The organism is Nocardioides antri (genome assembly GCF_008373765.1).
GTDB lineage: Bacteria > Actinomycetota > Actinomycetes > Propionibacteriales > Nocardioidaceae > Nocardioides > Nocardioides antri.
In genome coordinates this window covers 210,552-234,082 of the sequence record NZ_VUJW01000010.1, presented here as the reverse complement: position 1 = coordinate 234,082, position 23,531 = coordinate 210,552, and the positions used below count along the sequence as shown (strand labels likewise).

The 23,531-nt window shown below is 71.2% G+C and carries 26 protein-coding genes; 8 read left to right on the top strand and 18 right to left on the bottom strand.

Translation table 11 applies throughout. The features are described from left to right. The first annotated feature begins 125 nt into the window (after positions 1-125). The 3 genes from F0U47_RS16890 to F0U47_RS16880 are packed head-to-tail and all read left to right on the top strand — an operon-like array spanning position 126 to position 3,401. Positions 126-1,358 (top strand): TolB family protein, encoded by a 1,233-nt coding sequence (locus F0U47_RS16890; RefSeq protein WP_149751630.1) that lies wholly within the window; start codon positions 126-128, stop codon positions 1,356-1,358. Positions 1,359-1,380: 22 nt separating this feature from the next. Then, complete coding sequence (locus F0U47_RS16885) at positions 1,381-2,436, top strand: ABC transporter permease (protein WP_149751629.1); 1,056 nt, start codon at positions 1,381-1,383, stop codon at positions 2,434-2,436. After that, positions 2,436-3,401, top strand: coding sequence for an ABC transporter ATP-binding protein (locus F0U47_RS16880; RefSeq protein WP_149751628.1), 966 nt, complete (start codon positions 2,436-2,438; stop codon positions 3,399-3,401). The genes F0U47_RS16885 and F0U47_RS16880 overlap by 1 nt, the downstream gene beginning before the upstream one ends. A 34-nt stretch (positions 3,402-3,435) precedes the next feature. Here F0U47_RS16880 and ychF read toward each other — a convergent pair whose 3' ends face one another. After that, the gene (gene ychF, locus F0U47_RS16875) at positions 3,436-4,509 is read right to left on the bottom strand and encodes a redox-regulated ATPase YchF (RefSeq protein WP_149751627.1); all 1,074 of its coding nucleotides are present in this window, start codon (positions 4,507-4,509) and stop codon (positions 3,436-3,438) included. Between the two features lie 64 nt (positions 4,510-4,573). Further along, positions 4,574-4,795 carry a hypothetical protein gene (locus F0U47_RS16870; RefSeq protein WP_149751626.1) on the bottom strand — a complete coding sequence of 74 codons (222 nt, stop codon included), beginning with the start codon at positions 4,793-4,795 and terminating at the stop codon, positions 4,574-4,576. A 95-nt stretch (positions 4,796-4,890) separates the two neighbouring features. Between F0U47_RS16870 and F0U47_RS16865 the strand changes: the two genes are divergently transcribed. Further along, positions 4,891-5,301 (top strand): VOC family protein, encoded by a 411-nt coding sequence (locus tag F0U47_RS16865; protein ID WP_149751625.1) that lies wholly within the window; start codon positions 4,891-4,893, stop codon positions 5,299-5,301. Positions 5,302-5,367: 66 nt separating this feature from the next. Here F0U47_RS16865 and F0U47_RS16860 read toward each other — a convergent pair whose 3' ends face one another. After that, positions 5,368-6,183 (bottom strand): M57 family metalloprotease, encoded by an 816-nt coding sequence (locus tag F0U47_RS16860; RefSeq protein ID WP_149751624.1) that lies wholly within the window; start codon positions 6,181-6,183, stop codon positions 5,368-5,370. Positions 6,184-6,318: 135 nt separating this feature from the next. Here F0U47_RS16860 and F0U47_RS16855 point away from each other — a divergent pair, with 135 nt between their 5' ends. Then, positions 6,319-7,104 carry an exodeoxyribonuclease III gene (locus F0U47_RS16855; protein ID WP_149751623.1) on the top strand — a complete coding sequence of 262 codons (786 nt, stop codon included), beginning with the start codon at positions 6,319-6,321 and terminating at the stop codon, positions 7,102-7,104. A gap of 27 nt (positions 7,105-7,131) precedes the next feature. Here the strand turns inward: F0U47_RS16855 and F0U47_RS16850 are convergent, their stop codons facing one another. Together F0U47_RS16850 and F0U47_RS16845 are read right to left on the bottom strand one after the other, a co-directional pair. Next, a complete protein-coding gene (locus F0U47_RS16850) occupies positions 7,132-7,788 on the bottom strand; it encodes a hypothetical protein (RefSeq protein ID WP_149751622.1) in 657 nt (218 codons plus the stop codon). Positions 7,789-7,796: 8 nt separating this feature from the next. After that, the gene (locus tag F0U47_RS16845; protein ID WP_149751621.1) at positions 7,797-8,327 is read right to left on the bottom strand and encodes a CsbD family protein; all 531 of its coding nucleotides are present in this window, start codon (positions 8,325-8,327) and stop codon (positions 7,797-7,799) included. 193 nt (positions 8,328-8,520) lie between these two features. Between F0U47_RS16845 and F0U47_RS16840 the strand changes: the two genes are divergently transcribed. Continuing rightward, complete coding sequence (locus F0U47_RS16840) at positions 8,521-9,192, top strand: hypothetical protein (RefSeq protein ID WP_149751620.1); 672 nt, start codon at positions 8,521-8,523, stop codon at positions 9,190-9,192. Between the two features lie 7 nt (positions 9,193-9,199). On the opposite strand, the gene nagB is transcribed toward F0U47_RS16840, so the two are convergent. The 8 genes from nagB to F0U47_RS16800 form a co-directional block, all read right to left on the bottom strand. Further along, positions 9,200-9,985 carry a glucosamine-6-phosphate deaminase gene (gene nagB, locus F0U47_RS16835; RefSeq protein WP_149751619.1) on the bottom strand — a complete coding sequence of 262 codons (786 nt, stop codon included), beginning with the start codon at positions 9,983-9,985 and terminating at the stop codon, positions 9,200-9,202. Then, positions 9,985-11,103 carry an N-acetylglucosamine-6-phosphate deacetylase gene (nagA, locus tag F0U47_RS16830; protein WP_149751618.1) on the bottom strand — a complete coding sequence of 373 codons (1,119 nt, stop codon included), beginning with the start codon at positions 11,101-11,103 and terminating at the stop codon, positions 9,985-9,987. Before nagA ends, nagB begins: the two co-directional genes overlap by 1 nt. Further along, positions 11,100-12,020 carry an ROK family protein gene (locus F0U47_RS16825; RefSeq protein WP_149751617.1) on the bottom strand — a complete coding sequence of 307 codons (921 nt, stop codon included), beginning with the start codon at positions 12,018-12,020 and terminating at the stop codon, positions 11,100-11,102. Before F0U47_RS16825 ends, nagA begins: the two co-directional genes overlap by 4 nt. Next, positions 12,008-13,390, bottom strand: coding sequence for a glycoside hydrolase family 3 N-terminal domain-containing protein (locus F0U47_RS16820; protein ID WP_149751616.1), 1,383 nt, complete (start codon positions 13,388-13,390; stop codon positions 12,008-12,010). Before F0U47_RS16820 ends, F0U47_RS16825 begins: the two co-directional genes overlap by 13 nt. Then, positions 13,387-14,232 (bottom strand): carbohydrate ABC transporter permease, encoded by an 846-nt coding sequence (locus tag F0U47_RS16815; protein ID WP_149751615.1) that lies wholly within the window; start codon positions 14,230-14,232, stop codon positions 13,387-13,389. Before F0U47_RS16815 ends, F0U47_RS16820 begins: the two co-directional genes overlap by 4 nt. Further along, positions 14,232-15,134 (bottom strand): carbohydrate ABC transporter permease, encoded by a 903-nt coding sequence (locus F0U47_RS16810; RefSeq protein ID WP_149751614.1) that lies wholly within the window; start codon positions 15,132-15,134, stop codon positions 14,232-14,234. The genes F0U47_RS16815 and F0U47_RS16810 overlap by 1 nt, the downstream gene beginning before the upstream one ends. A gap of 77 nt (positions 15,135-15,211) precedes the next feature. Next, entirely contained in the window at positions 15,212-16,486 is a 1,275-nt protein-coding gene (locus tag F0U47_RS16805; RefSeq protein ID WP_149751613.1) for an extracellular solute-binding protein, read from the bottom strand. An 82-nt stretch (positions 16,487-16,568) separates the two neighbouring features. Continuing rightward, entirely contained in the window at positions 16,569-17,696 is a 1,128-nt protein-coding gene (locus F0U47_RS16800) for an ROK family transcriptional regulator (RefSeq protein WP_149751612.1), read from the bottom strand. Between the two features lie 40 nt (positions 17,697-17,736). On the opposite strand from F0U47_RS16800, the gene F0U47_RS16795 reads away from it, so the two are divergent. Both F0U47_RS16795 and F0U47_RS16790 read left to right on the top strand, forming a co-directional pair. Further along, positions 17,737-18,813 carry an ABC transporter ATP-binding protein gene (locus F0U47_RS16795; protein ID WP_149751611.1) on the top strand — a complete coding sequence of 359 codons (1,077 nt, stop codon included), beginning with the start codon at positions 17,737-17,739 and terminating at the stop codon, positions 18,811-18,813. A gap of 52 nt (positions 18,814-18,865) precedes the next feature. Further along, positions 18,866-19,306, top strand: a complete 441-nt coding sequence (locus F0U47_RS16790; RefSeq protein ID WP_149751610.1) for a DUF6542 domain-containing protein — start codon at positions 18,866-18,868, stop codon at positions 19,304-19,306. Here F0U47_RS16790 and F0U47_RS16785 read toward each other — a convergent pair. From F0U47_RS16785 to rpsD, 5 genes are all read right to left on the bottom strand, one after another. After that, entirely contained in the window at positions 19,255-19,875 is a 621-nt protein-coding gene (locus tag F0U47_RS16785) for an L-threonylcarbamoyladenylate synthase (RefSeq protein WP_149751609.1), read from the bottom strand. The genes F0U47_RS16790 and F0U47_RS16785 overlap by 52 nt on opposite strands. Continuing rightward, positions 19,875-20,870 (bottom strand): 4-hydroxy-3-methylbut-2-enyl diphosphate reductase, encoded by a 996-nt coding sequence (locus tag F0U47_RS16780; RefSeq protein ID WP_149751608.1) that lies wholly within the window; start codon positions 20,868-20,870, stop codon positions 19,875-19,877. The genes F0U47_RS16785 and F0U47_RS16780 overlap by 1 nt, the downstream gene beginning before the upstream one ends. Positions 20,871-20,992: 122 nt before the next feature. Further along, positions 20,993-21,589 carry a 50S ribosomal protein L17 gene (gene rplQ, locus F0U47_RS16775; protein ID WP_149751607.1) on the bottom strand — a complete coding sequence of 199 codons (597 nt, stop codon included), beginning with the start codon at positions 21,587-21,589 and terminating at the stop codon, positions 20,993-20,995. A gap of 194 nt (positions 21,590-21,783) precedes the next feature. Continuing rightward, entirely contained in the window at positions 21,784-22,800 is a 1,017-nt protein-coding gene (locus tag F0U47_RS16770; RefSeq protein WP_149751606.1) for a DNA-directed RNA polymerase subunit alpha, read from the bottom strand. Between the two features lie 114 nt (positions 22,801-22,914). Next, positions 22,915-23,523 carry a 30S ribosomal protein S4 gene (rpsD, locus tag F0U47_RS16765; protein WP_118925178.1) on the bottom strand — a complete coding sequence of 203 codons (609 nt, stop codon included), beginning with the start codon at positions 23,521-23,523 and terminating at the stop codon, positions 22,915-22,917. Positions 23,524-23,531: the final 8 nt, after the last annotated feature.

Sequence of the window (23,531 nt, the reverse complement as noted above, 5' to 3'; positions counted from 1 at the left end):
TGCCCGCAGGGTTGGCCGGGAGTCGACGGGATCTGGCAGTTCCTCGCATTTTCTGCGAGTTGAGCGTTTCTTGAGCGCGGGGTGTGACGGTGGCGCAGAATCGATGGCCGAGGAAAGGCATCACCATGGCACTCACCCACCAGCTCCTCGTCGGCGGCGCCGCCGTCCTCCTCGGCGCGGCCTCCGGCCCGCTCGTCGCGGCATCTCCCGCCGTCGGCGCGTCCCCCGGAGCCGAAGGGCTGCTCGCGTACGTCGCGCAGAACCCTGCCCACGAAGAGGGTCTCGACATCTACACCATCGCCCCGAACGGGACGGGCCGCACGAACCTCACCAACCACCCGGCCCGCGACCAGGACCCGGCCTGGTCGCCGGACGGGACCCAGCTGGCCTTCTCCAGCACGCGCGATGGGTCACACCTGGACATCTGGGTGGTCAACGCCGACGGCTCGGGGCTGCGGAACCTGACGCCGCTGGCCGACAGCACCGACTCCGGCCAGGCGGGCACCGAGCCGGCGTGGTCCCCCGACGGCACCAAGATCGCCTACGTCTACCAGGGCGACGTCTGGGTGATGGACGCCGCGACCGGGGCCGGCAAGCAGAACCTGACCCACGATCCCGCCATCCAGGGAGCGGGCATCAGCCCGGCGTGGAGCCCGGACGGCACGACCATCGCCTACGTTCGCGGCGCCGACATCTGGATGATGGGCGCGGGCGGCGGCAACAAGCGACAGCTGACGACCTCGACAGGCGGTCTGGGGACGGAGAAATACCCGGACTGGTCGCCCGACGGGCTGCGCCTGGTCTACGAGCGCAGCGGCCAGATCTGGACGATGAACCGCAACGGCACCCAGCAGACCGCGATCGCCGCAGGGCTGGACAAGGGCGGGACCAACCCGGCCTGGTCGCCCGAGGGCGACTGGGTGGTGTTCTCGTCCAGCGGCTACACCGCCCCCGCCGGCCCGGACCTCTTCCTGGCGCGCCCCGATGGGACCAGTGTCCGGCGCGTGCCCAACACCGGGCCGGGCTCCGACGTCGCGCCCGCGTGGCAGCCACTGCCCACGAGCACCGCCGCTTCGACGTACGCGACGGCCACTCCCACCGTGACGGACACCCGGGTCACTGTCCGGGGCGAGCTCTTCAACGCCAACCCCGGCCAGCTCGTGCGGGTCGACCTCCAGCGCCACGACGGAGCCGTCTTCCGCCCGGCCGGCCGGGTCGACGCGACCCTGACGACCTACGGCGACTACGCGGCGGGCTTCGCCAACCCGGCCTCGACGACGACCTGCCGGGTGATTGCCCGCTACCTCGGGGACGCCGACAGCCTCGCCACCACGAGGACCGCCGTCTTCGCCTGCTGACGACGTACCCCGGAGGTCCAGCATGCTGGCGATCACGCTCGCAGACCTCCGCATGAGGTCCCGCCAGTTCCTCATCGCCGTCGTCGGCGCGGGACTGACCTTCGCCCTCGCGCTGCTGCTCTCCGGGATGGTGGCCGGCTTCCACAACGAGATCGACCGCACCGTGGCGTCCGCCGACGCCGACGGTTGGGTGCTCCGGACCGGCACGTCCGGCCCGTTCACCTCCGTCAGCGGCATTCCCGGGTCCACGGTCGACGAGCTCGCCTCAGATGCGGACGTCGACGACGCCAGCGGGATGGTCATCTCACTGCAGTCGGTGTTCACGGAGGACCTCGATCGTCCACTCCGGATCATGATGATCGGCACGGAGGTGGGGCGGCCGGGCCAGGTCGCCCCCGAACGAGGCGAACCCGTCGGTGGGGACGACGAGGCGGTCGCAGACGAGCGGCTCGGCCTCGACATCGGCGAGACGTTCACCTTGGGTGGACGCGAATTCGAGGTGGTCGGCCTGGTCTCCGGCATGACGATGCTGGGCGGCACGCCCAATGCGTGGATCAGCCTGCCCGCAGCACAGGAAGCCCTCTTCCAGGGCGAGGACATCGTGACCACGATCGTGGTGAGGGGAGAGCCTGAGGCATTGCCGGCCGGGTTCACCCTGATGACGAACGAGGAGGTCGAGGAGGACAGCCTCGGCCCGATGAAGGACGCGGTGTCCTCCGTCGATGCGTCCCGCTACCTGATGTGGGCGGTCGCGACCATCATCGTCGCGGCGCTCATCTACGTCTCCGCGCTCCAGCGAACGCGGGACTTCGCCGTGCTCAAGGCGGTCGGCGCGTCGTCGGTGTCGCTGTTCCTCGGCGTCGCGATCCAGGCGGTGCTGGTGTGCCTGGCGGCCGCTGCCTTCGCGTTCGCGGTCTCCGGCTTCCTCCGCCCGCTCTACAAGGTCCCCGTCGAGGTGCCCGGTACGGCGTACCTGCTGATGCCGGTGATCGCCACCGGGGTCGGCATCCTCTCCTCGCTGGTCGCGCTGCGACAGGCCGTCAAGGCGGATCCGGCGCTCGCCTTCGGAGGGGCCTGATGTCCGACCTCGTGGTCAGCGACCTCACCGTCGAGTTCGACTCCGGCGGCTATCCGATCCGCCCGCTGAACCACCTGTCCATGAGTGCCGCGGACGGCGAGCTGGTCGTCCTGCTCGGGCCGAGTGGCTGCGGCAAGACCACGCTCCTCTCCTGCCTGGCCGGACTGCTCACGCCGACGGCGGGGAGCATCACCCTGGGCGACACGGACCTGCTCGGCATGGGGCCCAAGGAGCTGGCCGAGTACCGCCGCCGGCACGTCGGCGTGGTCTTCCAGGCCTTCAACCTGGTTCCCAGTCTCACCGCGCTCGGCAACGTGGTCGCGCCGATGACCCTCGCCGGGCTACGCCGACCCGAGGCCCACCGGCGGGCCACCGAGCTGCTCACCAGCGTGGGGCTCGCGGAACGGATGAACCACCGGCCGAGCAAGATGTCCGGCGGCCAGCAGCAACGGGTCGCCATCGCCCGGGCCCTCGTCCACGAGCCGCGGCTGGTGCTCGCCGACGAGCCGACCGCGCACCTCGACCACATCCAGGTCGAGGGAGTCCTCCGGCTGATCCGCGAGCTCGCGCAGCCCGGTCGGATGGTGGTCGTCGCCACGCACGACGACCGGATCACCCACATCGCCGACCGGGTCGTAGAGCTGGTGCCCAGCGGCTCCGTCGCCGAGCGCGAGCCGGAGGACGTCGTACTCGCCGACGGCGAGGTGCTCTTCCGGCAGGGTGACCCGGGCGATCTGGTGTACGTCGTGAAGAGCGGCTACGTGGAGATCTACCGAGAGCTGTCCGACGGCCGCGAGGAACAGGTAGACGTCATGGGGCCCGGCCGCTACTTCGGCGAGCTCGCACCCTTGCTCCGCCTGCCGCGGAGTGCGTCGGTCCGGGCCGCAGGGGATGCGGTGGTGACCGGCTACACGCTGCGCCGCTTCCGGCGCGACCACCCGTCCCTCTCGCTGGCGAAGTCGTAGCCGGGAGCGTTCACCGCGCGGCCGGTCACTCGACTCAGACGTTGAAGCGGAACTCCACCACGTCGCCGTCCTGCATGACGTAGTCCTTGCCCTCCATCCGGACCTTGCCGGCCTCGCGGGCCTTGAGGACCGAGCCCATCGCGATGAGGTCGTCGTAGGAGATGATCTCGGCCTTGATGAAGCCCTTCTGGAAGTCGGTGTGGATGACACCGGCGGCCTCGGGGGCGGTGGCGCCCTTCTTGATCTCCCACGCGCGGACCTCCTTGGGCCCGGCGGTGAGGTAGGTCTGCAGGCCCAGGGTGTCGAAGCCGACCCGGGCCAGGACGTCGAGGCCGGGCTCGGGGATGCCGACCTCGGCGAGCAGCTCGCGGGCCTCGTCGTCGTCGAGCTCGACGAGCTCGGACTCCAGCTTGGCGTCGAGGAAGATCGCCTCGGCCGGCGCCACGAGCTCACGCATCCGGTTTTTGAGCTCCTCGTCGGCGAGCTCGTCGGTGTCGCAGTTGAAGACGTAGATGTAGGGCTTCGCGGTCAGGAGCGACAGCTCCCGGATCAGCGCGCGGTCGATCGAGGTCGCGACGATCGGCGTGCCGGCCTCCAGCGCCTCCTTCGCCTGCTTCGCGGCCTCGAGGTTGGCCGCCAGGTCCTTGACCTTCCGTGCCTCCTTCTCCAGCCGCGTGATCGCCTTGTCGACCGTCTCGAGGTCGGCGAGGATCAGCTCGGTCTGGATGGTGGAGATGTCGCTGCCGGGGTCGACCTTGCCGTCGACGTGCGTGACGTCCTCGTCGCGGAACACCCGCGTCACCTGGCAGATCGCGTCGGACTCACGGATGTGGGAGAGGAACTTGTTGCCCAGGCCCTCGCCCTGCGAGGCGCCGCGGACGATGCCGGCGATGTCGACGAACTGCACCGTCGCCGGCAGCTGCTTCTGCGAGCCGTAGATCTCGGCAAGCTTCGGGATCCGGTCGTCCGGGACCCCGACGACCCCGATGTTGGGCTCGATCGTGGCGAACGGGTAGTTCGCCGCCAACACGTCGTTCTTGGTCAACGCGTTGAAAAGCGTCGACTTGCCTGCGTTGGGGAGACCGACGATGCCGATGGTGAGAGCCACGGGCGGGCAGTCTACGAGGGAGTACGGCGCGCCCGTGAATCATGCGCCGCTGCGTGCTCCGTGGTCACTCGACCCGGCGCTCGACCACCTGCGTCTCTTCGACCTCCGCACCGTCGGTTTCGCGGGTGACGACCTCGCGTCGCTTCATCCGCGAGCGGGCGATGAACGCAACGCCGCCGAGCATCAGGATCAGGCCCAGCACGCGCACGTTGAGCCACGAGGACTCGGCCTTGAGCGCGAACGTGAAGATCGCGCCGATGATGAGGAGGACGATTCCGGGAGCCATGGGGAGGCAGGTACCCACGTCCCGCAGTCTCGATCCGACCACGGCGACGGCCGAGTCCCGTGGCCGATGTCGGCACCCACCGGCAGAGTGGGCGCATGGCGATGACCGTGAGAAATATGACGTTCGACTGCGCCGACGCCCGGCGGCTGGCCGAGTTCTGGGCCGCGATGACCGGCTGGATCGTCTTCTACGACGACGATCCCGAGGTCGTGGTCGCGCCCTACTTCCCCCACGAGGGCACGTCGATGCTGTTCATCCCCGTGCCGGAGGGCAAGACCGCGAAGAACCGGCTCCACCTCGATCTCCAGCCCACCGACCGCACTCGCGACGAGGCGGTGGCGCAGGCGCTCGAGCTCGGAGCCACCCTTGTCGGCGACTTCCGAGAGGACGACGGCTCCGGCTGGGTCACCCTCGCCGACCCCGAGGGCAACGAGTTCTGCGTCGAGCGGTCGGCCGCCGAGCGCAACGCGCCGGCCGGCGTACGCAGCTATCGCATCGGCAGCTGACGACGCGACTGCGGCGTGCCGCCCCCCTCGCGTGGAGGACGGGCGGCACGCCGCCTAACCAGTGCGTCAGGATCCGTACAGAGCGCGGACACCCGCGGCGTCGGAGGCCTGGAACTCCAGGTCGTCCGAGCCACCGTTGCACTGCGGGTAGTGCATGATCGACTGGTTGTCGTAGGGCGTCAGCGGCCGCCAGTTGTTGTCCTCGAAGCAGGTGCCGGACTCGGGGCGGGTGTGCTCGTGCCGGAAGCCCAGGGTGTGACCGAGCTCGTGGGCGAGGATGTCGACCGGCTCCCAGTTGCCGGACGTCCAGATCGAGTCGTCGATGAGCACGTTGCGCGAGCGCTTCGAGGTGCTCGGGAAGAACGCCCGGGCGATGTACTGCGTCGTGCTGACCGGCTCGACCGAGAACAGGATGTTGTTGTTCCGGGTGTTGCAGCTGGAGTTCTGGGACGGCACGTAGATGAAGTTGACCTTCGTGGTCGCCGCCTCCCACAGCCCGGCGCCGCCCGCCATCGCGTTCACGACGTCCGCGTGTCGCGTACCGAACCTGGTGCTGACGCAGTAGGTCAGGTTGAGCGCCTGGGTGGCCGACCACTTGTCGTCACGGCCGGAGACCGTGTTGACGACCAGACCGTCGTTGCGGGTCTTGCCGGACTTCGTTTCGACCATCGAGCTGTAGAACTTCTTCAGGTCACCGTCGCTGCTGACCGGCTCGTCGCCGTTCACGATGTACTGGCCGTCGGTGTCGACGTAGGTGTCGGCCTTGAACTCCTTGTACGTCGGCACGCCGCCGTCCGTCGCGACCGCGGTGCCACCGACGCACGCAGCGACCAGGCAGGCACCGATTCCCATGGAGATCCTGCTGATCCGTGAGAGCTTCATTGAAAACCTTCCTCGAATGGGGCGAAACCGCGCCAATCACACTCCTGACACGGCCGTGCAGCAATACATCGTCCGCCTCAGAAATCGGCAGCCCCCGGCTGCTGCACGGATCTGCAGCGCCGCTAGCGTGACCGGGTGCGGATCGCGACCTGGAACGTCAACTCCCTCCGGTCCCGGATCGACCGGGTCGAGGCGCTGCTCGACCGCCACGAGATCGACGTGCTGGCGCTGCAGGAGACGAAGGCGCGCGAGGACCAGCTGCCGCTGATGGGACTGGAGGCGCGGGGGTACGACGTCGCGGCCGTCGGCGTCGACCAGTGGAACGGCGTCGCCCTGATCAGCCGGGTCGGCCTGGACGACGTCGAGGTCGGGTTCCCCGGCATGCCCGGCTGGGGCGACCCCGTCGCGCCCGAGGCGCGGGCGATCGGCGCCATCTGCGGCGGGGTGCGGATCTGGAGCCTGTACGTGCCGAACGGCCGCAAGCCCGGCGACCCGCACTACGTCTACAAGCTCGACTGGCTGGCGCGCCTCCGCGATGCCGCGCGAGCCTGGCGGGACACCCCGACCGCCCTCGTCGGCGACTGGAACATCTGCCCCACCGACGACGACGTCTTCGACGTCACGCGGTTCCTCACGTCCACCCACGTCACACCGCCCGAGCGGGCCGCGTTCCAGGCGTTCCTCGACGACGGGTGGCTCGAGGTGACCCGCGCGCACGCGCCGGGCTTCACCTACTGGGACTACTACCGGCAGCGCTTCGAGCGGGACCGCGGCCTGAAGATCGACTTCGTCGTCGCGACGCCGGCCCTCGCGGAGCGGGTCACGGGCGCCTTCATCGACCGCGAGGAGCGGGCTGGCCAGGGAGCCTCCGACCACGCGCCGGTCGTGGTCGATCTCGAAGGCCGCGCGGACGCGACGTAAGGCGCTACCGGCGCAAGGCCCCGGCCCTCAGTCCCGCTTGCGCTCCTGCTTCTTCGCCTTCGTGAGGTCGCTCAGGCGCTCCGCGTCGGCGCGAGCATCGGCGGCGGACTTCCTGCTCTCCCGCGCTTCATCGAGCTCGGACCTGGCTTCGCGCTGGGCCGCCTTCTTCTTCGTGTCTGCGGCGGATTCCACCCGATCCTCTCGCTCCTCGATCGTGGCCGCGCGCTTCGCGGCCCGCTCGTCGGAGGCGGCCTTCTTGGCCTTCGCCTCCCTCGCGGCACGAGCCTTCGCGTCCTGCTTGCCGCGGGCCTCGACGGCTTCGGCCTCGGCGAGGCCGGAGGTGACGCGGTCGCGGGCCGCCTCTCGCTTCTGCGCAGCCTCCTGTCGGCCGGAGACGAGCGTCTCCTCGGCCCGCTCGCGGCGGGCGGTGGCCTCCTGCTCCAACCGAGCAGCGGTCGCGAGCTTGCTCGACCGTTCGATGCGGTCGGCGCCACGCTGGGCGATGTCCTGGTTGTGAAGCAGGCTACCGGCGATCTTGTCGGCCGAGCCGATGACGCGGTCCAGCGCCACCCGCGGCACGGAGTCCTCCGACAGCCGTGTGGCGAGGCGGTCGTCGACCAGGACGACAGGCATCCGGGCGAGCTCGTAGGGAAGGGCGATCAGGCTGCTGAGCCTCGATGTCATGGGGGTCCTCACTTCTCGGTCTGGGCGCGCAGCTGCGCGGCCTGCTGGTCGGCGGCGGCGGCCTCGCGCTCGAGGCGGAGCCTCTCGGCGGCCGCCTCCTGCTCGGTGGACGCGGCGTCGGCTGCAAGGGAGGCGGCCTCGCGGACCCGCGAGTCCGCGAGGTCGTCTGCTCGCTGCTCGGCCGCGGCGCTACCCGCGGCCTCCTTCAGCTCCGCTTCGCGCGCGGCCTGTGCGTGCTCACTCGCCCGCTGCTGCTGCACATCCGTCTCGGCACGTTCGGCCTGGGCGCGGGCCGCATTCTTCTGCGCCGCGGCCTCGCGGTTGGCCTCCTGCATCTCTTGCACCGCCTCGTCCGACTTCGCGTCGGCAATGGCCTCATCGGCAACGGCGGCCTTCCGGTTGCGAGCCTCGGCCTGCTGGAGCTGCCCCTCCTCCACCAGGTCGTCCCTGCCGGTCACCGCACCGGCCACCTCCTTGGCCTTGCCGGCGACACCGTCCAACAACCCTTCCCGGGCCTCTGCTGCTTTGTCGTGGGTCATTCGTCAACGGTGCCCATTCGGCGCCCCAGGGATCAACGAGCTGGTGTGACATGTGCCTCAGTCGCTGTGACCGGCTCGCTTGACAGCACCGATCCCTTGCGCGTCGACTCGACGTCCCCGCGGACGCAACCTGAGCCGCCGCCGCGCGTCTTGTTGATAGCGGACAACCGCGGCGACACGATCGGAGACAGCGATGCGCACAGGACCGAGGACCAGGTTCCGTCAGGCGGCCCGGGCAGCAGCAGCGGCTGCCGTGCTCGCGCTCCTGTGCACGACCGGGCCGATCCCTCCGGGGTCAGCTGTCCCCCGCTCGGTCGACGCCACCGACTTCCCCGGCGTCCGCCAGGTCGCCGAGATCCTCCCCGAGTACGACGGCGGCGCCCGCCACCTCGAGGACGACCACGCGGTCTGGGTGTTCCGGCGCAACTGCCTCTCCTATCGGGACGGCCCGGCCGGCGAGGTCAGGGCGTGGGCCTACTACTACCCGGCGAGCGGCGACGCCCCCTCCTACCCGCGGTTCCACGTGCAGGAGTTCGCGACCGTCGACGACGCGAAGCAGGCGATCCGCACGATCCGGCGCAACGCCGAGCGCTGCTACGGCACCTACCACCGCGACGACATCGACGGGACCTTCATCCGCCGGCCCGCCGACGTGCCGTCCCTGGGCGACGGCCGACCCGCGGCCTGGAAGATGAACGACCGCTGGACCGACGACGACACCGGCGTCGAGCGCGTCTACTACAGCCGCCGGATCTGGATGCGCGAGGCGGAGACGGTGATCGGCGTGGACCTGTGGGGCGAGGCCCCGCAGTCGCGACGGGCGTCGATCCGACTGGCCAGGCTGGTGCTGCGCACGGTCGGCTGACGCGGCGTCACAACCGCTGCCAGGCGGGCTTCGCGTCGTACACGTCGCGGTAGTGGCGGACCCGGGCCAGCGCGGCCGCAGCCGGCGGGTCGGCGAGCACCGACGCGTGGGGGTGGAGCTGGAGGACCGACGCCGGGCACGACGCCGTCAGCGGACCCTCGACGGCAGCGGCCAGCGCCTCGGCCTTGCCGGCCCCGATCGCGAGGAGCAGCAGGTGGCGCGCCCGCAGGATGGTGCCGAGGCCCTGGGTGACCACGTGCCGCGGCACGTCGTCGACCGAGCCGAAGAACCGCGCGTTGTCGCGGCGGGTCTGCTCGGTGAGGGTCTTGATCCGGGTGAGCGACGCCAGCGACGATCCGGGCTCGTTGAACGCGAGGTGCCCGTCGGAGCCGATGCCGAGGACCTGGAGGTCCACTCCCCCGGCCGCCACCAGCTCCGCCTCGTAGCGGTCGCCCGCCGAGGCCAGCCCTGCGCCGGTCGGGTCCGGGCCGTGCACCCGGGCAGGGTCGATCCCGAGCGGGTCGGTGAGCTCGCGGGCGATCGTCGCGCGATAGCTCTCGGGGTGCCCGGACGGCAGGCCGACGTACTCGTCGAGCGTGAAGCACTGCACCCGCTCGTACGACGGCCCCTCGCCGGCCTGGTGCCGGCGGATCAGCTCCCGGTAGGTCGGCAGCGGCGTCGACCCGGTCGCGAGGCCGAGCACGGCGTCCGGCCGTGCGCGGACCGCGGCCTCGATGGTGTCGGCCGCGAGCCGGGCGACCTCGTCGGAGCTCTCGAGCGGGACGACCTCCATCAGCGCCACTCCCCGTGCACGAGGCGCCCGCCCACCACGGTCGCGACCACCTGGAGGTCAGGGTCGACCAGGGTGAGGTCGCCCCGCGAGCCCGGTGACAACCGGCCGCGCTCCTCGTCGCCGATCACCTGCGCGGCGGTCGAGGTGCAGGTCGCCACCGCCTCCGCCAGCGAGCAACCCGTCGCGTCCCGCAGGGTCCGCAGGCACTCCGGCAGCGAGGCCGCCGAGCCGGCGAGGGTCCCGTCGGACAGGCGGACCGTCCCGTCCCGGAGGACGACGTGCTGGTCGCCCAGCCGCGTCGGACCGACCGGCAGGCCGAGCGCCGCCGTGCAGTCCGTCACCGCGAGCAGCCTCGCCGGGCCGAGTGCCTGCCAGACGGCCGCGAGCGTGACCGGGTCGAGGTGGTGACCGTCCGCGATCACGCCGGCGACCAGTCGTCGGTCCGCGAGCGCGGCGCCGAAGACGCCGGGCTCCCGGGCGGTCATCGGTGGCATGGCGTTGCCGAGGTGGGTGACCACGCGGGCGCCCCGGTCGGCGGCGGCCGCGACCTGGCCGGCCGTCGCCTCGGTGTGCCCGATCGCGACCACGACGCCGCGCGCGACGAGGGAGGAGATCACCTCCAGGGCGCCGGGGAGCTCGGGGGCGACCGTCGCCATCACCACTCCCGCCTCGCGGGACCAGTCCGCGACGAGCTCCTCGGACGGCGACCGCAGCCACCCCTCCGGGTGCGCCCCCTTCCGCGACCCGGTGATCATCGGCCCCTCGAAGTGCAGGCCGAGCGGGACCGCTCCCGTCCAACCGGCCGGCGGTCCCGCGCGGAAGGCAGCCAGCGCACGGTCCCTGGCCTCGGGCGCCGCGGTGATCACGGTGGGGAGGAAGGCCGCCACGCCGTACGCCGGCAGCAGCGTCGCCGCCTCCCACAGCCGCTCCGGCTCGAGGGTGATGTCGATGCCGCCGACGCCGTTGACCTGGAGGTCGACCAGTCCGGGCAGCACGGTCAGCCCGGAGGCGTCGTACACCGGTCCGTCGGCGTGCTCGACGACGCGGCCATCCGCGATCGCCACGTCGTACGACGCCCCGTCGGCCGCGGTTCCGCCGCGCACCACGAGCGAGCTCATGACTCGGCCCTCGCGAGGAGCGCGGCGCCCAGGGCCGCGACCGGGACGTCGCCGGGCACCAGCAGCACCCGCCCCGGCAGGTCGAGCGACCGCAGGAACGGCGACGTGGCAGCCTGCTCGGCGAGCGCGTGCGCGACCGCGACCTGCAGCCGCTCGCCGACCTGGGCGACACCCCCGCCGAGGACGACGTACTCCGGGTCGACCGTGAGGCAGACCAGCCGGACCGCGTCCGCGACGCGGGCGGCGAAGTGGTCGCGGATCCCGACCGCGCGCAGGTCGCCCGCCGCGGCGGCGTCGAACAGCGCCTGCGCCGGCGGGACACCCGAGACGGGCCACGCCTCCGCGACCGCGGAGCCCGAGGCCTCGGTCTCCAGGCAGCCCACCTGGCCGCACTGGCAGCGTCGGCCGCGCGGGTCGACCGGGACGTGGCCGATCTCCCCGGCCGCGCTGCGGAACCCGCGGCGCAGCCGGCCGTCGAGGATGGACGCGGCTGCGAGGCCGGTGCCGAGGCTGAGGTAGACGAGGTCGGGGTGGCCGGTCACCTGCGCAGCGCCGAGCGCCGCCGCGTTGACGTCGTTGTCGACGACGACCCGGGTGCCGGTGCGGTCCGCGAGCCGGGCAGCGATGGGGAACCAGTCGTCGACGCCGAGGTTCACCGCGTGCTTCACGGCACCGCGGGCGGCGTCGACGAGACCGGGGACGCCGACGCCGACGACACCGTCGAGCGCCTCGCCGAGCCGGGTCCGCAGGTCGTCGACGACGCCGGCCGCGGCGGTGACCACGTCGTCGCCGCCGGTCGGGGTGGTCGCCAGGACCTCGGCGAGCACCGCCCCGTCGGCGGTGGCGGCGACGCCGTGGATCTTGGTCGCCCCGATGTCGAGCCCGACCCGGGCCTCCGCCGCCGTCACCTGTGCCATCCCGCCTTCCGCACGATCTCCTCCACCGCAGCCACCATCGGCTGCGAGCTGCCCCGGGTGCAGATCCGCGCCGTGGCGCGGTCCCACGGTCCCGGCCAGCCCCACTCGACGACCAGCGCAGCGGTCGACAACGTCGCGAGCGTCCCGCCCACCTCCGGGTGGCGGTGCGCGTCCCGGACCTGTACGACGAGCGGGCCGGCCGGCAGCGGGTCGCCGGGGGCGACCACGACGTCCGGCCGGATGCCCCACGCGCCCTCGCCGACCGCGATGTTGGCCGGCGTGCCGATGCTGACGACCTGCGCGCCTGCGAGGTCCGGGAGAGATCCCTCGACCACGAGCGCCCTGCGGACCAGCGCACGGTCCGGCGGCGGAGGCGCGAGGCCGCTGACGACTGAGCCCCTCCGGATCTCCGCCACCCGCCCGGCCGCGTCCGCGAGCCGCTCCTCGAGCAGCCGCCCTGCGCGGACCGCGTCGACGATCGCCGCCTGGATCTCGCGGACCAGCCGCGCGTCCTTGTCCGGGCCGACGCACAGCAGGTCGGCACCGGCGAGCAGCGCGAGCACCGCGGCCTCGGGGATCCCGCGGCCCGCCGACGCCCCGGCCATGTCGAGGGCGTCGCTGACGATCGCGCCGGCGAACCCGAGGTCGGCGCGCAGCATCGAGAGGATCGGCCGGCTGAAGGTCGCGGGCAGGTCGGGATCGAGTGCCGGCACCGCGATGTGGGAGGTCATCACGGCCGTCACGCCCGCTTCGACGGCCGCCGCGAACGGCGGCAGGTCGCGCTCGCGGATGGTCGCGGCAGGCGCCTCGAGCACGGGCACCGTGAGGTGGCTGTCCTGCCCGGTGCCACCGTGGCCCGGGAAGTGCTTGACGCAGGCCGCGACGCCGCCGTCCTGGAGACCGCCGACCCAGGCCGACACGTGCCGACCCACGAGGCCGGGGTCGGACCCGAAGCTGCGGGTCCCGATCACCGGGTTGTCGGGGTTGCTGTTGACGTCCGCGACCGGGCCGAGGTCGAGGTCGATCCCCGCCGCGGCCAGGTCCGCCGCGACGGCGCGCCCCGCGGCCGCCGTCAGGTCGAGGTCGTCGACCCCGCCGAGCTGCGCCGCCCCGAGCACGGGGCTCCCGGTGCGGACGTGCAGCCGGGTGACGTCGCCGCCCTCCTCGTCGACCGCGACCAGCGCATCGGCCCGAGCGCGTCGTACGGCATCCGTCAGTGCGCGGGCGTCGCCGAGGTCGCCGGTCACGTTCGAGCCGAACAGGCACACCCCGCCCAGCCCTTCCTCGAGCAGGCCGGCCCACTCCGGTGGCAGGTCGGGCCCGCGGAACGACGGCAGCAGGACGCGGAGCGCGAGCGACTCGAGGCTCATCCCTTCACCGCGCCTGCGGTCAGCCCGGCGACCATCCGCCGCTGGACGATCAGGAAGAAGACGATGACGGGGAGGGTGATCAGCGTGGACGCGGCCATGATCGCGCCCCAGTCGACGCCCCGGCTCCGCGACTCGGAGAACCCGACCAGCCACACCGGGAGGGTCTCCTTCGCCGGGTCGGTCATCACGACGAGGGCGAGGGTGAACTCGTTCCACGCCTGGATGAACCCGAACAGCCCGGTCGCGACGAGTCCCGGCGCCAGCAGCGGCAGGGTCACCGTGAAGAACGCCTGCACCCGCGAGCAGCCGTCCATCATCGCCGCCTCCTCGAGCTCGCGCGGCACCCCGTCGACGAACCCGCGCAGGGTCCAGACGGTGAACGGCAGCACGCTGGCGACGTACACGAACGTGAGGCCGAGCACCGAGTTCAGGAGGTTCACGCCCTCGAGCATCTTGTACTGGCTGATGAAGAGACCCTCGGCCGGGATCATCTGGATCAGCAGCAGGGTGAGGATGAACGACGTGCGCCCGCGGAACCGGAACCGGCTGACCGCGACGGCGGCGAGGAACGCGAAGAGCAGCGCCACGGCAACGGTCAGCAGCGTGACCGAGAGGCTGGTGACCAGCGCGTTGCGGAACCCGTCGCCGGTGAGGATCCGGTCGTAGTTGCCCAACGTGCCGTCGACCGGGAGCCACGTCTGCTCGTCGCTGCGGATCCGGTTGCGGGGCAGGAACGACCGGCTGATCATCCAGTAGACCGGGAACACGGTCACGAGCAGGATGAGGAGGCCGACCGCGTTGGCGACCAGCCGTGCCGGCAGGCGGGGGGCGCGGGCGGCCATCAGGTCTCCTCCTGGCGGAACATGATCCGGATGTAGGGCGCCGTCAGCACCACGGTGAGCAGGAGCATGAACATCGCGGCTGCGGCCGCGGTGCCGAAGTCGCCGCCCTTGATGCCGAGCGTGTAGATGTAGGTGCCGAGCAGGTTGGTGTCACGGGTGATGCCGCCCGCCTTCTGGAGCGTGTAGATCTGGGTGAACACCCGCAGGTCCCAGATCACCTGCAGCAGCAGGACGACGAGCAGGACCGGCCGGACCGTCGGCAGCACCACGTGGACGAACCGCTGCCACGCACCGGCGCCGTCGATCTCGGCCGCCTCCACCACGTCGTCGGAGACCTGGGTGAGTGCGGCGTAGGTCGTGAACACCACGAACGGCACGCTCATCCAGACCACGACCATGGTGGCCACCGTGAAGAACGACAGCGGCTCGGCCAGCCACGCGTGGCCGTCGTAGTCGGCGCCGAGGGTCGTGAGCAGGGAGTTCACCACGCCGTACTGGGTGTCGAAGAGGAACTGCCACACGATCATCGCGGCCACCACCGGCGTCGCCCAGGTGAGCAGCAGCCCGCTCTGGACGGCGATCCGGACCCACCGGCTCATCCGCGTCATCAGGAGCGCGATGCCGACGCCGATGCCCATGGTGAGTGCGGCGTTGACGAAGCAGAACGCGACCGTCCGGAGCACAACTGCCCAGAGGTACGAGTCGCCGACCAGGGCGCGGTAGTTGCCGAGCCCGACCCACTCGGGCGGCCGGCCGAACTGCTGCGCGAGGCCGAACTCCTGCAGCGACAGCACCACCTGGCGGGCGAGCGGGTAGCCGAGCGCGAGCAGGAGGAGCGCCGCGGCAGGCAGCACCAGGACGGTCGGCAGCGCTGGCTGCCGGGCCGTACGACGACGGGCCATGCGTGATTCTCCTTCCCTCGTGGCTCGGCGCACAGCGGGGCGGCGCGAACGCACCGCCCCGCTGTCGTCGTACTGGCTCAGTTGAGCTCTGCGGTGATCCGCTCGTCGGCCTCGGCCGCGAGCTCCTCGACGTCGCCGCCCTGGGCGATCTGGCTGAAGAGGTCCTCCAGGATCCGGGTGCCCTCGACGGTCGCCCAGTTCGCGGCGGCCGGGGTGAGCTTGGCGTTCGAGGCTGCCTCGATGGTGGCCTGGGCGAACTCGTCGTCGCCGAGGAGCGACGTCAGCGACTGCCGTGCGGGAGTCAGGCCGTTCTCGGCGAGGATCCCCTGGTACTCGTCGCTCAGCATGAGCGCCACGATGTCCCGCGCCAGGTCCTGGTTGGGCGTCTGCGCGGCGACCGCGATGTCCGAGCCGCCGAGCAGCACCGGCGCCGGCTCACCGTCGGAGCCCGGCAGCGCGAAGACGCCGACCTTCTCCGCGAGGTCCGGGCAACCGGCCTCGGGGTCGGTCAGCAGGCCCATGACCCAGCCCGGCCGCGACATCATGCCGATCTTCCCCGCACAGAACGGCGTCACCGGGTCGGCCTCGTTGGCGTCGGCAGGCGCGCCCGACGCGTCCTCGAACAGGGTCTGGAACGTGGTCAGGCCCTCGATCGACTCGGGCGTGGAGAGCGTGCCCTTCCAACCGTCCCCGTCAGGAGCGGCGAAGTCGCCACCGGCGTCCCACAGGAAGGCCGCACCGTCGCGCCAGTCCTGGCCCGGCAGCCAGTAGCCGGAGAAGTCGTCCTGGGGGTTGGCCGCCTTGAGCGCGGTCGCCGTCGCGACGAACTCGTCCATCGTCCTCGGCACCTCGAGACCCGCCTTGTCGAACAGGTCCTTGCGGTAGAAGACGTACGTCGAGCCGGCGTAGTAGGGCACGGCGTAGGTCCTGCCGTCGACCGTCGCGCCCTCGACGAACCCCGGCAGCAGGTCGTCGCCACCGAGCTCCTCGAGGTCGTCGGTGAGGTCGCTGAACGCGCCGGCGGTCGTGAAGGTGGGCGCCTGCGTGTTGCCGACCTCGACGACGTCAGGCGTCTGGTCCTCCGACGACAGTGCCGTGGTGAGGCGCTCGACCAGGCCGTCCCACTCCTGCTCCTCGATCGTGAGCGTGGAGCCCGGGTGCTCCTTCTCGAACGTCTCCTTGAGCCAGTCCCGTGCTGCCTGGGGGGTGTCGGCTCCGTTGAGCCACACCACCATGTCCGCCTCTTCCGGTCCACCGCTGGTGGCGGATTCCTTGTCGTCGGAGCCGCACGCGCTGGTCACGCTCAGCAGGGCGGCGATGGCCGCGATGGCCAGTAACCTCTTGTTGCGCACCACTAGTTCCCTCTGCTTCCTTGCTGGGACCTGAAAACACGCGCCCCGCCCTGGGTCGCGTTGCTGGAGGTCGTCAGGTCAGTCACGACACCCCCAGCTCGGCGGCGAGGACCAGACCGGTCGCGCCGACGAGGACTCCGTCGTCGCCGAGCGCCGTCGCCCGGACCACGAACTGCTCCGCGCTCACCGGCATGACCCGGTCGCGGATGAGCGGCGCGGCGATGCGCGCCAAGGGCTCGACGAGGTCGAGCGGTCCGCTGAGGACCAGCTCGCCGAGGTTGAGCGTGGCCACCACGGGCGCCAGTGCTCCTGCGAGATGACCGGCGGCCTCGGTCAGCACGCCTTCGTCGCTGCCGCCGCCGGCGATCCGTCGCCGCAGGCGCGGCACCGACAGGTAGGTCTCCAGGCACCCTCGACGCCCGCACGCGCACTCCTCGCCGTCGGCGACGACCTGGACGTGTCCGATCTCCCCCGCTGCTCCGCCGTCCCCGTGGAGAAGGGTGCCGCCGAGCACCAGACCCGCACCGACACCGGTGCTGAGCCGCATCAGCATCAGGCCGCCCTCGGCGCCGCCACCGAAGGTGAACTCCCCCAGGACCGCGGTGTTGGCGTCGTTCGCGACGTAGACGGGGAGGTCGAGCGCGGTGCCGAGCGTCTCGGCGAGCTTGACGTCGTGCCAGCCCAGGTTGGGCGCGTCGAGCACGACGCCGTCCGGGCTCACCACGCCCGGGCTGGCCACGCCGACGCCCAGCACCGGGGACGTCGCGCCGGTGATCAGGTCGGCGGCGAACGCGCGGACGGCCTCGACCGCCGCGTCGCCCCGGCGGCCCTCGAGCGGGCGTGCGTCGCGGGTGATCACCTGGCCGGCGAGGTTGAGGACTGCCCCGGCGACGTGGTCGTCGACCGAGAGGTCGATCGCGAGGACGTGCTTGGCGTCCGGAACCAGGCCGACCATCGTCGGCGGCTTGCCCACCCTGGTCTCGGTGGGCGCGCCCAGCTCCTCGACCAGGCCGTCGGCCAGCAGCTCCCCGACCAGCTCGGAGACGGTGACCCGGGTCAGGCCGCTGGCCCGCGCCAGGTCGGCCCGGCTGGCGGGGCCCTCGGCGAAGAGCTCCTGGAGCAGCATCGACCGGTGGTGGCGCCGGGAGTCGGCGCGCTGGAGCTTGATGCGCCCGCGGGACGGTCTGTCGGTCGGGCTTCGCCAGGACATGTTTGTTAGTTCAGCATACTTACATATACGCTGTCTAGGTATGACGGCCATCACATTCGCGAACGCACAGCGCTGGTACGCCGGGACCGACCGTCCCGCCGTACCCGGCATCGACCTGGAGGTGGCCGACGGCGAGTTCCTCGTCCTCGTCGGGCCCTCGGGGTGCGGCAAGACGACGACGCTGCGCATGCTCGCGGGCTTGGAGCCGGTCGACGACGGCCGGATCCTCATCGGCGACCGCGACGTGACACGCGTGGCGCCCAAGGACCGCGACATCGCGATGGTCTTCCAGAGCTACGCGCTCTACCCGCACAAGTCGGTCCGGGAGAACCTCGCCTTCCCGCTCAAGATGGGCAAGGTCCCGCCTGCCGAGCGCGACCGGCGGGCGACCGCGGTCGCCGAGATGCTGGGGCTCACCGAGCACCTCGACCGGAAGCCGAAGGCGCTCTCCGGCGGCCAGCGCCAGCGCGTCGCCATGGGTCGCGCGATCGTGCGCCAGCCGCAGGTGTTCTGCATGGACGAGCCGCTCTCCAACCTCGACGCGAAGATGCGGGTGCAGACCCGCGGCGACATCGCCCGGCTGCAGCGCGAGCTCGGGGTGACCACGGTCTACGTGACCCACGACCAGGTCGAGGCGATGACGCTCGGCGACCGGGTCGCGGTCATGAACGACGGCGAGATCCAGCAGGTCGACACCCCGCTGGCCCTCTACGACCGGCCGGCGAACCTGTTCGTCGCCGGCTTCATCGGGTCCCCCCAGATGAACCTGCTCGAGGCCAGGGCCGACGGCGACGGGCTCACGGTGGGCGGCCACCGGCTCGGGCTCGACAAGCCGGCGGGAGCGTCCGGCCCACGGGTCACCGTCGGGGTCCGCCCCGACGGCTGGGAGCTGGTCGGCGCCGGGAACGGGCTCCCGGTCCGGGTCGACCTGGTCGAGGAGCTCGGGTCGGACAGCTTCGCCTACGGGTCCGCCGACCTCGGCGACCGGACCGTCACCGTCGCGGTGCGGCTTCCCCGCCGCGACCCGGCCGCGGTCGGCACCACGCTGCACCTCGCCGTACCCGCCCGGGCGGCCCACCTCTTCGACACCGCGACCGGGGCCCGCCTCAGCGCGTGAAGGTACGGCGTGCCGCGCCCCTCACGCGCACCCGCCGACCTAGCGTGGAACCGTGACGAGCGCATCGCGCACCCTCTGGGAGGAGGGCGACGAGCCCGGCTACCAGGTGGCCGCGCTCGCCGTCGCACTGCTGCTGACCGCGACGACCGTCGACCTGCTGCTCGGCGCCCGGTTGGGGCTGCTCTTCGACCTCGTGTTCGTCACCGTCTGCGCCGCTGCCGCGCTGCGCGTCCGGCCTGCCGACTTCTTCACGGTCGGCGTCCTTCCCCCGCTGGCGATGCTGGTCACGGTGACCCTGCTGGCGATCGCGGAGCCCGGCTCGATCGCGCACGAGCAGGACGGCGTCGTCCAGGCCACCGTCTCCGGGCTGTCCCGGCACGCGATCGCCCTGGTGATCGGATACCTCCTGTGCCTCGGCGTGCTCGCCGTGCGCAACCAGGCTCAGGCGAAGCGGTCGGGGTCCCCGGCGCCGCGCCGCAGCACCTCCGGGTAGCCCTCCGACCAGTCCACGACCGTCGTCGGCTCGGCCGGGGTCTCCCCCGCCTCGACGACGACGTCGACCGCGTGGTCGAGCTCTTCCTTGATCTCCCAGCCCATCGTCCGCGGCTCGTCCTCCCCCGGCAGGATCAGTGAGCTCGACAGCAGCGGCTCACCCATGAGGTCGAGGATCGCCCGGACCACGCCGTGGTCGGGGATCCGCACGCCGACCGTGCGCTTCTTGGGGTGCATGAGGCGACGTGGCACCTCGGGCATGGCCTGCAGGATGAACGTGTAGGGGCCGGGCGTCGCCGCCCGGATCGCGCGGAACGCCGCGTTGTCGACGTGGACGAGCTGACCCAGCTGGGAGAAGTCCCGGCACGCCAGGGTGAAGTGGTGCCGGTCGTCGAGGCCACGGATCTTGAGGATCCGGTCGCGGCCGTCCCGGTTCCCGACTCGGCAGCCGAGGGCGTAGCCGGAGTCGGTCGGGTAGGCGATCAGCGCGTCGTCGTGGAGGGCGTCCACGACCTGCTGGAGCAGGCGGGGCTGGGGGTTGTCCGGGTGGACGTCGAGGAAGCGCGCCATCAGGGGCGGCCGGCCGCCTTGAGGTCGCGGCGCAGCTCCTTGGGGAGCGAGAACGTCAGCGACTCCTCGGCAGTCAGCACGGGCCGGGCGTCGGGGTAGCCGCGCTCGGCCAGGAAGCCCAGCACGCCCTGCACGAGGTCGTCCGGCACGGACGCACCCGAGGTCACGCTGACCTTCTCCACGCCGTCGAGCCAGGCCTCGTCGATCTCCGAGGCGTCGTCGACGCGGTAGGACGCCTTCGCGCCGGCCTCGAGCGCCACCTCGACCAGGCGGACCGAGTTGGATGAGTTGCCGGAGCCGACGACGATAACGAGGTCGGCGTCGGCGCCGATCTCCTTGACCGCGACCTGGCGGTTCTGGGTGGCGTAGCAGATGTCGTCGCTCGGCGGGTCCTCGAGCTGGGGGAACTTGGCCCGCAACCGGCGTACGGTCTCCATCGTCTCGTCGACGCTGAGGGTGGTCTGGGACAGCCAGGCGAGCTTCGCGTCGGCCGGGAACTCCAGCGCGTCGACGTCGTCGGGGTGCTCGACCAGCACCGTCTGCTCCGGAGCCTCGCCCGCCGTGCCCTCGACCTCCTCGTGGCCGGCGTGACCGATCAGGAGGATGGTGTAGCCCTCCCGCGCGAACCGCTTCGCCTCGTGGTGGACCTTGGTCACCAGCGGGCAGGTCGCGTCGATGGTCTTGAGCTCGCGGTCGGCGGCCTGGGCGTGCACCGCCGGCGAGACGCCGTGGGCGGAGAAGACCACGGTGGCGCCGACGGGGACCTCGTCGAGCTCCTCGACGAAGATCGCGCCACGCTTCTCGAGGTTGGAGACGACGTGCTTGTTGTGGACGATCTGCTTGCGGACGTAGACCGGCGCGCCGTAGAGGTCGAGCGCCTCCTCGACCGTCACCACGGCGCGGTCGACCCCGGCGCAGTAGCCCCGCGGGTCGGCCAGCAGCACCTGCCGGTCGTCGGGCGACAGCACGCGCGGATGGCCCAGGTCGATCGTCATGCCTGCCAGTCTACGGGCGCCCCCGACCCCACTCGAAAACGCCGACTCGGCCTCGTGACCTCGAAAAAATGCGCCGGGCCGGCTCATCCTGGGATGAGCCGACCCGGCAGACGTGCAGAAGATCAGGCCTTGTCGTCGGTCTCCTCGCCGGCAGTCTCCTCGGCGGGAGCCTCCTCGGCGTTCGACTCGGCTTCGGCCGTCTCCACCTCGGTGGCCTCGGTGGAGAGGACCTCGATGTCGCCGGCCTCGTTGGTCGCCTCGACCTCGGCCGGAGCGACGTCCGCGTCCTTGGAGACGGTCGCGGCCGGAGCAGCCTTGGACTTCGACGGCATCGTCTTCGGCTCGTAGGCCTCGGTCACCAGCTCGATCACGGCCATGGGGGCGTTGTCGCCGTGGCGCGGACCGATCTTGGTGATCCGGGTGTAGCCACCCGGACGCTCGGCGTACGCCGGCGCGATCTCGGTGAAGAGGTGGTGCACGACGCCCTTGTCGGTGATGCTCTTCAGCACCTCGCGGCGGTTGTGCAGCGGGTTCTCCCCCAGGTGCGCCTTCTTGGCCTTGGTGATCAGCTTCTCGGCGTACGGCCGCAGGGTGCGGGCCTTCGCCTCCGTGGTCGTGATCCGGCCGTGCTCGAAGAGCGCGGTGGCCAGGTTGCGGAGGATGAGCCGCTGGTGGGCCGGGCTACCGCCGAGGCGGGGGCCCTTCTTGGGCTTGGGCATCTCTGAATCTCATTTCTCCCCGGCCGTACCAGGTACCGGAGCTAGTGGCAGCCGGAGCAAGAGCCCCGACCCGTGAGGTGCCTGCGAGCCTCAACCGTAGTTTCGGTCCGCAGACGCCAGTCAATCTGTACTTGTGTCTACGTCAGCTGCGAGGGCGGCAGCGTGTCGTGTCCGACACGCTCGCCCCATCCAACTCAGTACTGCTCGTCCTCGACGAAGGTGTCGTCGTCGTCGTCGCTGTACGACGCGAGGGCGGCGTGCGGGTCGAAGCCGGGAGCGCTGTCCTTGAGGGACAGGCCCATCTCGTGCAGCTTCGCCTTGACCTCGTCGATCGACTTCGCACCGAAGTTGCGGATGTCGAGCAGGTCCTGCTCCGAGCGGCTGATGAGCTCACCCACGGTGTGGATGCCCTCGCGCTTGAGGCAGTTGTAGGACCGGACGGTGAGCTGCAGGTCCTCGACCGGCAGGGCCAGGTCGGCGGCGAGCTGCTCGTCGACGGGCGACGGGCCGATGTCGATGCCCTCGGCCTCGACGTTGAGCTCGCGGGCCAGGCCGAAGAGCTCGACCAGCGTCTTGCCGGCCGACGCGATGGCGTCGCGGGGCAGGATCGACGGCTTGGTCTCGACATCGATGACGAGCTTGTCGAAGTCGGTGCGCTGCTCGACACGGGTGGCCTCGACCTTGTAGGTCACCTTGAGGACCGGGCTGTAGATCGAGTCGACCGGCATCCGGCCGATCTCGTTGTCGGCGCCCTTGTTCTGGACGGCCGAGACGTAGCCGCGGCCGCGCTCGACGACGAGCTCCATCTCGAGCTTGCCGTTGTCGCCCAGGGTGGCGATCTTGAGGTCGGGGTTGTGCACCTCGACACCGGCCGGGGGCGCGATGTCAGCCGCGGTGACGTCGCCGGCACCGGACTTGCGGAGGTACATGGTCACGGGCTCGTCGTGCTCCGAGGAGACGACGAGGCCCTTGAGGTTCAGGATGATCTCGGTGACGTCCTCCTTGACGCCCTCGATCGTCGAGAACTCGTGGAGCACGCTGTCGATCTTGATGCTGGTGACCGAGGCGCCGGGGATGGACGACAGGAGGGTACGACGCAGCGAGTTGCCGAGCGTGTAGCCGAAGCCAGGCTCGAGGGGCTCGATGACGAACCGCGACCGGAACTGGTCGACGGTTTCCTCCGACAGGGTGGGGCGCTGTGCGATGAGCACTGTGTTCCTATCCTTTCCGGACCGACCGCTATATGAAGGCCCAGACGTGGTGCTTGGACGGTTGGAGCTAGGGGTAGATGGCGGGGGCCTGATCGTGCAGGGCCCCCGCTCACCTCACTTCTTCGAGTAGTACTCGACGATGAGCTGCTCCTGGATCGGGAGGTCGATCTGCTCCCGGACCGGCAGCTGGTGCACCAGGATGCGCATCCGTGTCGGCAGCGCCTCGAGCCACGCGGGCACGATCCGCTCGCCGTGGGTCTCGCGGGCGACGATGAACGGCGTCATCTCCAGCGACTTCTCGCGCACGTCGATGATGTCGTACTGCGTCACCTGGAAGGACGGGATGTCGACCTTCTTGCCGTTGACCAGGAAGTGACCGTGGGTCACCAGCTGGCGGGCGTGGCGGCGGGTCCGGGCGAACCCGGCGCGGTAGACGACGTTGTCCAGGCGGCACTCGAGCAGCTGGAGCAGGTTGTCGCCGGTCTTGCCCTGGCGACGAGCGGCCTCCACGTAGTACTTGTGGAACTGCTTCTCGAGGATGCCGTAGGTGTAGCGCGCCTTCTGCTTCTCCTGCAGCTGGTTGCGGTACTCGCTCTCCTTGATCCGCGCGCGGCCGTGCTGGCCCGGCGGGTAGGGGCGCTTCTCGAAGGCGGCGTCGCCCCCGATGAGGTCGACACCGAGACGGCGCGACTTCTTGGTGATCGGTCCGGTGTAACGGGCCATGATCGCTC

What these genes read in the sequence shown, in the direction of transcription:
- F0U47_RS16890 (WP_149751630.1), top strand. Translation starts at nt 126, where the DNA reads ATGGCACTCACCCACCAGCTCCTCGTCGGCGGCGCCGCCGTCCTCCTC.
- F0U47_RS16885 (WP_149751629.1), top strand. Translation starts at nt 1,381, where the DNA reads ATGCTGGCGATCACGCTCGCAGACCTCCGCATGAGGTCCCGCCAGTTC.
- F0U47_RS16880 (WP_149751628.1), top strand. Translation starts at nt 2,436, where the DNA reads ATGTCCGACCTCGTGGTCAGCGACCTCACCGTCGAGTTCGACTCCGGC.
- F0U47_RS16870 (WP_149751626.1), bottom strand. Translation starts at nt 4,795, where the DNA reads ATGGCTCCCGGAATCGTCCTCCTCATCATCGGCGCGATCTTCACGTTC.
- F0U47_RS16865 (WP_149751625.1), top strand. Translation starts at nt 4,891, where the DNA reads ATGGCGATGACCGTGAGAAATATGACGTTCGACTGCGCCGACGCCCGG.
- F0U47_RS16860 (WP_149751624.1), bottom strand. Translation starts at nt 6,183, where the DNA reads ATGAAGCTCTCACGGATCAGCAGGATCTCCATGGGAATCGGTGCCTGC.
- F0U47_RS16850 (WP_149751622.1), bottom strand. Translation starts at nt 7,788, where the DNA reads ATGACATCGAGGCTCAGCAGCCTGATCGCCCTTCCCTACGAGCTCGCC.
- F0U47_RS16845 (WP_149751621.1), bottom strand. Translation starts at nt 8,327, where the DNA reads ATGACCCACGACAAAGCAGCAGAGGCCCGGGAAGGGTTGTTGGACGGT.
- F0U47_RS16840 (WP_149751620.1), top strand. Translation starts at nt 8,521, where the DNA reads ATGCGCACAGGACCGAGGACCAGGTTCCGTCAGGCGGCCCGGGCAGCA.
- nagB (WP_149751619.1), bottom strand. Translation starts at nt 9,985, where the DNA reads ATGGAGGTCGTCCCGCTCGAGAGCTCCGACGAGGTCGCCCGGCTCGCG.
- nagA (WP_149751618.1), bottom strand. Translation starts at nt 11,103, where the DNA reads ATGAGCTCGCTCGTGGTGCGCGGCGGAACCGCGGCCGACGGGGCGTCG.
- F0U47_RS16825 (WP_149751617.1), bottom strand. Translation starts at nt 12,020, where the DNA reads ATGGCACAGGTGACGGCGGCGGAGGCCCGGGTCGGGCTCGACATCGGG.
- F0U47_RS16820 (WP_149751616.1), bottom strand. Translation starts at nt 13,390, where the DNA reads ATGAGCCTCGAGTCGCTCGCGCTCCGCGTCCTGCTGCCGTCGTTCCGC.
- F0U47_RS16815 (WP_149751615.1), bottom strand. Translation starts at nt 14,232, where the DNA reads ATGGCCGCCCGCGCCCCCCGCCTGCCGGCACGGCTGGTCGCCAACGCG.
- F0U47_RS16810 (WP_149751614.1), bottom strand. Translation starts at nt 15,134, where the DNA reads ATGGCCCGTCGTCGTACGGCCCGGCAGCCAGCGCTGCCGACCGTCCTG.
- F0U47_RS16800 (WP_149751612.1), bottom strand. Translation starts at nt 17,696, where the DNA reads ATGTCCTGGCGAAGCCCGACCGACAGACCGTCCCGCGGGCGCATCAAG.
- F0U47_RS16795 (WP_149751611.1), top strand. Translation starts at nt 17,737, where the DNA reads ATGACGGCCATCACATTCGCGAACGCACAGCGCTGGTACGCCGGGACC.
- F0U47_RS16785 (WP_149751609.1), bottom strand. Translation starts at nt 19,875, where the DNA reads ATGGCGCGCTTCCTCGACGTCCACCCGGACAACCCCCAGCCCCGCCTG.
- F0U47_RS16780 (WP_149751608.1), bottom strand. Translation starts at nt 20,870, where the DNA reads ATGACGATCGACCTGGGCCATCCGCGCGTGCTGTCGCCCGACGACCGG.
- rplQ (WP_149751607.1), bottom strand. Translation starts at nt 21,589, where the DNA reads ATGCCCAAGCCCAAGAAGGGCCCCCGCCTCGGCGGTAGCCCGGCCCAC.
- rpsD (WP_118925178.1), bottom strand. Translation starts at nt 23,523, where the DNA reads ATGGCCCGTTACACCGGACCGATCACCAAGAAGTCGCGCCGTCTCGGT.